We start from the raw sequence: 9,232 nt of genomic DNA, 5'->3' as shown, positions 1-9,232 counted from the left end.
ATCGCCGCCTCGGCGCCGGCATGCTCGGCGCGCGCCTCGGCCAGTTCGGCGGCCAGCCGTTCGCGCACGGACCGGGCATGAGCCGCGGCGCGGGCGGCGAGCGCCGCGTCGTGCCCGTCCAGCAGGTCGAGGCCCCGTCGCGCCTCGGCGATCTGGGCGCGTACCAGCGCGAGGTCATGCGCGAGGCGGTGCAGTTCGCGCTCCTCCGCCACCAGCCGGCGCACCAGCGGCCGGACCTGCCCGGCGGCGAGCACCGTGCCGGGGGCCGGCAGTCCCTGATCGGCCAGGCCGTCGATCGGCGCGACGATCCGGATCAGCTCGCTGTTGACCACCGCGGCCGTGGAGATCCGGTTCGTCAGATGGGGGGCGAAGGCATAGGCCGCGGCGCCGAGCAGGCCGGCGCCGAGGAGGATGCGGCCGAAGCGACGTGCGAGCATGGGGCGGCCCTGCCTCGAGAGCGTACGCGGACGGCATAGGCGTGGCCCGGTTAAGGCCGTGTTGACGCGGCCGCGTCGGGAGGGTTTCTGCGCGACGATGTCGCCGCCCTGGCATCCCGAACGCCTCGCCGCGCGCCTGCCGTTCCTGCGCCGGCGCGCCCGGCTGCGCGCCGAGGTGGCGGAGTTCCTCGCCGCGCGCGGCTACGCGGAGGTCGAGACGCCGGTGCTGCAGCCCTGCCCGGGCATGGAGCCGAACCTCGATCCCTTCGTGACCCGCTATGCGGCGAAGCTCGGCGCGGAGGCGCGGCCGCTGTTCCTGCAGTTCAGCCCCGAATTCGCGATGAAGAAGCTGCTCGCCGGCGGTGCGGGACCGATCTTCCAGTTCGCGCGCGTCTTCCGCAACGGCGAGGCGGGGCCGCATCACCAGCCCGAGTTCACCATGCTGGAATGGTACCGGCCGGGGCTCGATCTGGCCGGGCTGATGGACGAGACCGAGGCGCTGCTGCGCGCGGTCGTCCCCGAGGGACTGCGGCGCGGCGGGCGCGTCGTGCCGACGGATCGTCCCTTCGCGCGCCTCACCGTGGCCGAGGCGTTCGACCGCTTCGTGGGCGTCGATGTGCTGGCGAGCGCGGGCGATGCGGCCGCACTCGCGGCGGCGGCACGGGTGGAGCTGCGCCCGGGCGAGACTTGGCAGGACCTCTTCTTCCGCCTCCTCCTCGGCCGCATCGAGCCGGCGATCGGCCAGGACGTGCCGGCCTTCCTGACGCACTGGCCCGCCGCGGAGGCGGCGCTCGCGCGGCGTGATCCGGCCGATCCGCGCGTGGCGCTGCGCTTCGAGCTGTTCGCGGCCGGACTGGAACTTGCGAACGCCTATGAGGAGCTGACCGATCCCGTCGAGCAGCGCGCGCGCTTCGCCGCCTGGCGCGCCGAGCGCCTCGCCGCCACCGGCGAGGACCGCGCGCCGGACGAGGATTTCCTCGCTGCGCTGGAGCACGGCCTGCCGCCCTGCGCCGGGATCGCGCTCGGCTTCGACCGTCTGGCGATGCTGGCCTGCGGCGCGCCCAGAATCGACGACGTGCTCTGGCTGCCGACGGTATGAATGAGCACGCTCCCGCCATCGCGGCGCGCACCGGGGGCCGGACCGCGGTGCGCCCGCCTCCCCGTCTTTGACCTTCCCGCCGCGTCGGGAAGGGGGAACGCGGCGACGCCCGGTTCCGCTGTCCGCTCGCGGCTGGGGATCAGGGCAAGGGCGCCTGGCGCGGCGCCTTCACCCCGGCGAGGTCGCAGAGCGTGTCCAGCACCGCCGTCATGTCCTGCCGCCCGCGCCCCGCGCCGCGCGCGATCGAGTAGAGCTCGCGGATCGCCGCCGTCGCCGCGAGCGGCACCTTGGCGGCATTGCCCGCCGCCAGGATCAGGCTCAGGTCCTTGTGGGCGAGGTCGATCATGAAGCCGGGCGAAAGATCACCCGCGAGCGCCTTGTTCGGATAGTTGACGCTGAGCTGCCCGTTCGCCGCGGTGGTGCCGTTCAGCACCGCGAGCGTCGTGCCGAGATCGAGGCCGAAGGCGGAGGCGAGAGTCAGCGCCTCGGCGTTCAGCGCGCACAGGCAGACGGTCATCAGGTTGTTCACGAGCTTGGTGCGCGTCCCCGCACCCGGCCCACCGCAGTGGTGGATGGTCGTGCCCATCGCCTCGAGCAGAGGCCTCACGCGCGCGAAGTCCGCCGCCTCGGCGCCGACCATGAACAGGCTCTCGCCGCGCTCGGCATGCTGGCTGAGCCGTCCCACCGGCGCATCGACGAAGGCCACTTCCTTGGCGCGGCACGCGGCGGCGGCGGCATCGGTCGTCTCGGGATCGACCGTGGACATGTCCATCACCAGCATGCCCGGCCGCGCCTCGGAGAGGATCGTGGCGATGGTCGCGGCGACCTCCTTCGGCCCGGGCAGCATCGTGATCACGACATCGGCCGCGCGCGCGACCGCCGCCACGCCGTCGGCGGTCTCGGCGCCGAGCGCGACCAGCCGCGCCGTCGCCTCGGCGCGCAGGTCGTGCACCACCATCGGCACCTGCTTGCGACGCAGGTTCGCCGCCATCGGCCCACCCATCGTGCCAAGGCCGATGAAGCCCACCCGTTCCATGCATCCTCCTCGAGACGACGGCGGGACCCGAGGGCCCCGCCGCCGGTTGCCGATCGCCGCCCGCTCAGCGCACGCGCACGAAGCGCAGCGGGAACCAGTTGTCGGCGAGCTGGACGAGTTCGATCGAGGACTTGGCCGCCCAGATCACCTGCTGCTGGTGCAGCGGCACGTGGCCGACCTCCTCGGCATGGATCCGGAAGGCCTCGGCGATCATCCTGTTGCGCTCGGCCGCGTTGGTCTCGACGGCGATCTTGCCGGTCAGCTCGTCGAGGCGCGCGTTCGAGTAGCCGCCGACATTGAACTGGCCCTGGCTGCCCCGGCGTGTGGCCATCAGGTTGAACAGGGCGTTGTGCGCGTCGTAGGTCGAGGGCGTCCAGCCGAGCAGGTAGAAGCTCGTGTTGTAGCCGGGGCCCAGGATCTCGGCGAAGTAGCGCGCGCGCGTCTGCGCGTTCAGCGTCACGCGCACGCCGATGCGCGCGAGCATCGCGGTGACCGCCTGGCAGATCGCCTCGTCGTTGACGTAACGGTCGTTCGGGCAGTCCATCGTCACGCCGAAGCCGTTCGGATAGCCGGCATCGGCCAGCAGCTTCTTCGCCGCATCGACATCGACCGGCGGGCGCGCCTTGTCGAGATCCTCGTCGAACCCGTTGATGCCGGGCCCCACCATCAGCCAGGAGGGGCGCGACTGGCCGCGCATCACGCGCGAGCGGATCGCCTCGACGTCGATCGCCTGGGCGAAGGCGCGGCGCACGCGCACGTCCTTGAACGGGTTCCTGCCCTGCACGTCCGACTTCAGGAGCTGGTCGCGGTGCTGGTCGAAGCCGAGGAAGATCGTCCGCAGCTCGGCCTTCTGGTGGATCGTGTAGCCCGCGGTGCGGCGGATCCGCTCCACGTCCTGCGGCGGCACGGTGTAGACCATGTCCACCTCGCCCGAGAGCAGGGCGGCCACGCGCGTCGCGTCGTTGGCGATGACGTTGAACTCGACGCGCGTCAGATTGTGCTCGGCCTTGTCCCACCAGTTCGGGTTCGGCTCGAGGACGGTGCGCCGGTCGGGCTCGCGCTGCACCAGACGGAAGGCGCCGGTGCCGTTGGCGTTGCGCGTGGCGAAGTTCTCCTCGCGCCTGGTCAGGTCGGCCGCCTGCGCGGCGTTGTTCGCCTCGGCCCATGTCTTCGACATGATGAAGAAGTCGGCGATCTCCTCGAGCAGGATCGGGTTCGGCTGGGCGGTGACGAACTCGACCGTGAGCGGATCGACCACGCGCGCCTGCGTGACGGTGGCGAGCTTGGTGGAGACGTTGGAGCCGGGGCCCTTGGCGCGGCCGACCGAGAACACGACGTCCTCGGCGGTGAACGGCGTGCCGTCATGGAAGCGCACGTTCGGGCGCAGATGGAAGCGCCACACCGTCGGGCTGGGCTGCTCCCAGCGCACGGCCAGGGCCGGCTCGACCTTCAGCTCGCGGTCGCGGCGCACCAGCGGCTCGTAGACATTGCCGAGGAAGGTCAGCAGGAAGGTCTCGTTCCGCGCGTAGGGATCCATCGAATTGACGTCGCCGTCATTGGCCCAGCGGAACGTATTGGCATCGGCCGCGGTGGCAAGCCCGACCGCGAAGACGCTCGCCAGCAGCAGATGGCGCATGGGTCTCTCTCCCTCCCGGTGACGACGGTGGCCCCGTCGGACCGGGACGGTAGCAAGAGCTGCGCGGATTGGGGAGGGAGGCCGGGCCGTCCGGCCCGGCTCAGGCGAGACCGTAGGCGGAGCGCACCCCGTCGATCGGGGCGAAGCGGGTGGTGACGCCGAGCACCGTCTCGGCGCCGCCGAGATAGAGCACCCCGTCCGGCGCCATCACCGAGGCGACCTGGTCCAGCACGCGCGCCTTGGTCGCCTGGTCGAAGTAGATCAGCACGTTGCGCAGGAACACCACGTCGAAGCGGCCGAGCGGCGTCGGCGGGTCCAGCAGGTTCCACTCGCGCCAGCGCACCATCGCTCGAAGCGCGTCCTTGACCCGCCAGTCGCTGCCCTCCTTGGTGAAGTGTTTCATCAGCGCGGCGATCGGCAGGCCACGCTGCACCTCGAACTGGCTGTAGCGCCCCTGCTCGGCGCGCTTCAGCACGTCGCGCGCGATGTCGGTGCCGAGGATCTCGACCCGGCAGCCGTTCAAGGCGGCGGCGTTGTCGAGGGCCGACATGGCCACCGAATAGGCCTCCTGGCCGGTGCTGCAGGCGGCCGACCAGACGCGGATCGTGCCTGCGGGGCCGCGCGCGGCGCCGAGGCGCGGCCAGACCTTCTCCTTCAGGTGCTCGAACGGCTTGCCGTCGCGGAAGAACAACGTCTCGTTGGTCGTCATCAGCTCGACGACCTCGTTGGCGATTGGCCCCGCGAGCGCCGCCTTCACGCGCCCCACCAGCGCCGAGAGGTCGGGCAGGCCCTCGCGCTTCATCAGCGGGCCGAGCCGCGTCTCGACCAGGTACATCTTGTCCGGCGTCAGCACGAGGCCGGAGCGCGTCTGCAGGAACTCGGCGAGCTGGCTGAACGAGGCGCTGCTCATGCGGGGGCCCCTCCGGCTCGGGTGAAGGCAAGGATCTGCGGCGCCACCTCCTCGATCGGCGCGACCGCGGCGGCGAGCCCGGCCTGCACCACCGCGCCGGGCATGCCCCAGACGACCGCGCTCGCCTCGTCCTGCGCGATCACCGCACCGCCCGCCTCGACGACGGCGCGGCTGCCCGCGAGCCCGTCATGGCCCATGCCGGTCAGGATCACGGCGAGCACCCGCCCGCCCAGCACGGCGGCGGCGCTGCGCAGCATCGGATCGACCGCGGGGCGGCAGAAGTTCTCGGGCGGGGCGGAGGAGAGCGCGACCAGCGGCGCGTGCCGGTCGCCCGCCACCGTCAGGTGGCGGTCGCCCGGTGCGAGATAGGCGCGGCCCGGCACGATGCGCTCGCCCTCCTTCGCCTCCGCGCAGGGCAGACCGCCGAGCCGGGTGATGTGTTCGGCGAGGATCGGCAGGAAGGTCGCAGGCATGTGCTGGGTGATCAGCACCGGCAGGCGGAAGCCGCCGCCCAGCGCCTTCATCACCTGGAAGAGCGCCTGCGGTCCGCCGGTCGAGGCGCCGATCGCGACCAGCTCGGGCGCGATCACGCGCGGCGCGGCGCGCAGCGGCGGCGCAGGTCGCGGTGGGGGGGGCGCCGGGGCGCGCCGGCGCCGGCGCAGCGCCAGGCGGCCGAGCGCCTTCACCTTCTCGACCAGTTCGCGCCGGAACCCCTCACCCGCCGCGATGCCGCCGACCGCGGTCGGCTTCGGCACGTAGTCGGCGGCGCCGAGCCGGAGCGCCCTGAGGGTGACATCCGCCCCGCGCGTCGTCAGCGTCGAGGCCATCACCACCTGCACGGCCGGGTCGGCCCGCAGCAGGTCCGGCAACGCGGCAAGCCCGTCCATCACCGGCATCTCGATGTCGAGCACCACGACGTCGGGCCGTTCGCGCGCCTGCAGGGCGAGCGCGTCGCGCCCGTTCGCGGCCGTGCCGACCACGGCGAGCGCGGGATCGGCCGAGAGCAGGCGCACGAGCAGGCCGCGGATCACCGCGCTGTCGTCGCAGACGACCACGCGGATCCGCTCCTCGCCCGGCGCCGGGCGCGGCGATTCGGCCGCTGCAGGCACCATCAGAGCAGGCCGACCTGGGCGAGCTTCGACTGGATGATCTCGGCGTCGAACGGCTTCATGATGTACTCGTTCGCGCCCCCCTCGATCGCCTGTTCGATGCGGGAGAGCTCGTTCTCGGTGGTGCAGAACACCACCGCCGGATTGTCGGCGCCGAACTCGCCGCGCAGCGCGTGCAGGAACTCGAGCCCGTTCATCACCGGCATGTTCCAGTCGAGCAGGATCGCGTCGGGCAGCCGCGCCCGGCAGGCCGAGAGCGCCTGCGCGCCGTCCTCGGCCTCCTCGACCGTGAAGCCGAAGCCCTCGAGGATGCGGCGCGCGACCTTGCGCACGACGCGGCTGTCGTCCACGACCAGGAAGGTCTTCATCGGCGTTGTCCCGAAGCGGTGCGAGGCATCAGAGATCGAGCACGGCGGCGACGTCGAGCACCACCAGGAGCTCGCCGGAGAGGCGGAAGATCCCGGCGGAGAAGCCGCGCCACTCGGGCGCGAGGGTGGGTGGATTGCGCTCGCGCTCCTGCGCCTCGAGCCGCATCACCTCGCCGACACTGTCCACGAGCAGGCTGTAGAGCTCGCCCTGGTGCTCGACCACCACGCTCATCGAGGCGGAGGAGGCGGCGCCGACGCCGAGCCGGCGCCTGAGGTCGATCGCGGTGACGATCCGCCCGCGCAGGTTCAGGCTGCCCGCCACCTCGGGCGGGGCGAGCGGGATGCGCGTGATCGCCTGCGGCCCCAGGATGTCGCGCACGGCGAGCACCGGGATGCCGCAGAGCTGGCCGCCGACGACCAGGGTGACGTAGACGTCGCGCGCCTCGTCATTGGCGCCGCGCGACGCCTGGCCCGGACGGGTGATCTCGGCCGTGGTGCTCATCTCAGACGGTCTCCGTCTCGCGGCGGGCCGCCAGCACCTGGGCGATGCCGGCGAGCAGCGCGCTTCGGTCGAACTTGGCGACATAGTCGGTGAAGCCGGCCTCGCGGCCGCGATGGATGTCGGCCTCGGCGACCCGGCTGGTCAGCGCGATCAGGGGCAGCCCCGCCCAGCGCGGATCCTCGCGCACCGCGCGGGCGAAGGCGAAGCCGTCCATCCCCGGCATCTCGATGTCCGACACGATGGCGTCGAACCGCCGCCCCTGCTCGCGCAGCCGGAGGGCGGCATCCGCCGTCTCGGCCGCCGTCACCTCGTAGCCGGCGGCCGTCAGCACCGGCACCAGCATGTGGCGGAAGAAGGCGCTGTCGTCGATCACGAGCAGATGCGGCCGCGTGCCCTGCGGGCCGCCGCCGCGCGCGGCGAACCAGTCCTCGGCGGCGAGCGCCAGCCAGTGACCGGTGTCGATGATCTCGGTCGCGCGGCCGGCGATCACGGCGCTGCCGAGGATGCCCGGGCGCGCCGAGCCGAGCTGGATGTTCACCACATCCTCGACCACGTCGAGGATCTCGTCGACCACGAGGCCCATGCTCCGGCCGGCGTCGCTGAACACCAGCACCGGCCGGCGCGGCCGCGCGGCATCGTCGAGATCGACCCCCATCGGCACGAGCGGCATGAGCTGGCCGCGGTACTGCACCATCGCGCGCGCCCCGGCGCGTTCGATCCGGTCGGCGGCGATCTCCTCGAGCCGCGCGACCAATCCGAGCGGCACCGCCTTCGGCTCCGGCCCGCCGGCGCGGAACAGCAGGAGCGAGGTGCGTGCGGCCGACCCGCCCGCCTCGGCGCGCGCCGTCTCGACCGGCGCGGCGCGTTCGGCTCCCGCTGCACCGATCCCGACCGCGCGCGCGATCCCGTTCGGATCGAGGATCATGATCACGCTGCCGTCGCCGAGGATGGTGTTGCCGGAGAACAGCGTGATGTCGCGCAGGATGGGTGCCACCGGCTTGACCACGATCTCCTCGGTGTCGAACACGCGATCGACGATCAGGCCGAAATTCTCGGTCCCCACCTTGGCGACGACGATGAAGGACTCGGCCCCGTCCGCGCGCTCGCCCTCCTCCAGCGCGAGCAGGCTCGAGAGCCGTACCAGCGGCAGCAGCCGGTCGCGCAGCCTGAGCACGGGCGTGGTGTTGATGCGCTCGATCGCGGTCTCCGATCCGCCGCCGGTGCGCACGAGCTCGACCACGCTGATCTGCGGGATGGCGAAGCGCTCGCCCGCGCATTCGACGATCAGCGCCGAGACGATCGCCAGCGTGAGCGGGATCTTGATCGTCACGGTCGTGCCGCTGCCCTGGCGGCTGGCGAGCTCGATCGTGCCGCCGATCTTCTCGATGTTGGTCTTGACCACGTCCATGCCGACGCCGCGGCCGGACACGGCGGTGACCTGCGCGGCGGTGGAGAAGCCCGGGCGGAAGATGAACTGGTGGATCGCCGCCTCGGGCATCTGCGCGATCTCGGCCTCGGTCGCGAGCCCCTGCGCGACCGCCTTCTCGGCGATCCGCTTCGTGTTCAGCCCCCGCCCGTCATCGGCGATCTCGATGATGATGTGCCCGCCCTCGTGGAAGGCGTTCAGCGTGATGCGCCCGGTCTCGGGCTTGCCGGCGGCGCGCCGCTCGGCCGCCGTCTCCAGCCCGTGATCGGCGGAGTTGCGCACCATGTGGGTGAGCGGGTCCTTGATGAACTCGAGCACCTGGCGGTCGAGCTCGGTCTCGGCGCCGAACATGGCGAGCTCGATCTTCTTGCCGGTCTCGCGCGCAAGGTCGCGCACCAGGCGGGGCAGCTTGTTCCAGGCATTGCCGATCGGCTGCATGCGCGTCTTCATCACCCCCTCCTGGAGGTCGGAGGTGATGTGGCTGAGCCGCTGCAGCGGCACGGTGAAGGGCGAGTTCGCCTGGGTGCGCGCGAGCTGCAGGAGCTGGTTGCGCGCGAGCACGAGCTCGCTCACCAGCGTCATCAGATCCTCGAGCACCTCGACCGAGACGCGGATGGTCTGTGCCGCCACGCCGGACTCGCCCGGAACCGTGGCCGCCTCGGCGGCCTCGGCCGCGGCGGGCGCGGCGGCGGGCGCGGCGGGAGCGGGG

Annotated in this window: 9 protein-coding genes; 1 reads left to right on the top strand and 8 read right to left on the bottom strand. The window is 72.3% G+C overall.

The annotated features are described in order from the left end of the window. Positions 1-437, bottom strand: a 437-nt coding sequence (locus FK498_RS14855; RefSeq protein WP_141855858.1) for a hypothetical protein, incomplete at its 3' end; no start/stop codon positions are given. Positions 438-534: 97 nt separating this feature from the next. Between FK498_RS14855 and epmA the strand changes: the two genes are divergently transcribed. Continuing rightward, the gene (gene epmA / locus FK498_RS14850) at positions 535-1,536 is read left to right on the top strand and encodes an EF-P lysine aminoacylase EpmA (protein WP_141855856.1); all 1,002 of its coding nucleotides are present in this window, start codon (positions 535-537) and stop codon (positions 1,534-1,536) included. Between the two features lie 139 nt (positions 1,537-1,675). On the opposite strand, the gene FK498_RS14845 is transcribed toward epmA, so the two are convergent. From FK498_RS14845 to FK498_RS14815, 7 genes are all read right to left on the bottom strand, one after another. Next, a complete protein-coding gene (locus tag FK498_RS14845) occupies positions 1,676-2,572 on the bottom strand; it encodes an NAD(P)-dependent oxidoreductase (RefSeq protein ID WP_141855854.1) in 897 nt (298 codons plus the stop codon). Positions 2,573-2,636: 64 nt separating this feature from the next. Further along, on the bottom strand, positions 2,637-4,208 hold the full coding sequence (locus FK498_RS14840; RefSeq protein ID WP_141855852.1) for an ABC transporter substrate-binding protein: 1,572 nt from the start codon (positions 4,206-4,208) through the stop codon (positions 2,637-2,639). Between the two features lie 100 nt (positions 4,209-4,308). After that, positions 4,309-5,118, bottom strand: a complete 810-nt coding sequence (locus FK498_RS14835; protein WP_141855851.1) for a protein-glutamate O-methyltransferase CheR — start codon at positions 5,116-5,118, stop codon at positions 4,309-4,311. Further along, a complete protein-coding gene (locus FK498_RS14830; protein ID WP_141855849.1) occupies positions 5,115-6,230 on the bottom strand; it encodes a chemotaxis response regulator protein-glutamate methylesterase in 1,116 nt (371 codons plus the stop codon). The genes FK498_RS14835 and FK498_RS14830 overlap by 4 nt, the downstream gene beginning before the upstream one ends. Continuing rightward, positions 6,230-6,595: a response regulator gene (locus FK498_RS14825; protein ID WP_141855847.1), complete on the bottom strand. Its 366-nt coding sequence runs from the start codon at positions 6,593-6,595 to the stop codon at positions 6,230-6,232. The genes FK498_RS14830 and FK498_RS14825 overlap by 1 nt, the downstream gene beginning before the upstream one ends. Before the next feature lie 28 nt (positions 6,596-6,623). Then, a complete protein-coding gene (locus FK498_RS14820) occupies positions 6,624-7,097 on the bottom strand; it encodes a chemotaxis protein CheW (protein WP_141855845.1) in 474 nt (157 codons plus the stop codon). A 1-nt stretch (position 7,098) separates the two neighbouring features. Then, on the bottom strand, positions 7,099-9,232 hold a 2,134-nt coding region (locus FK498_RS14815; RefSeq protein ID WP_141855843.1), incomplete at its 5' end, for a chemotaxis protein CheW.

The sequence above is a fragment of the Elioraea sp. Yellowstone genome (assembly GCF_006704265.1).
Taxonomy (GTDB): Bacteria; Pseudomonadota; Alphaproteobacteria; order Acetobacterales; family Acetobacteraceae; genus Elioraea.
The sequence above is the reverse complement of the archived record's forward strand: the minus strand, read 5'-3'. Positions and strand labels throughout refer to the sequence as shown.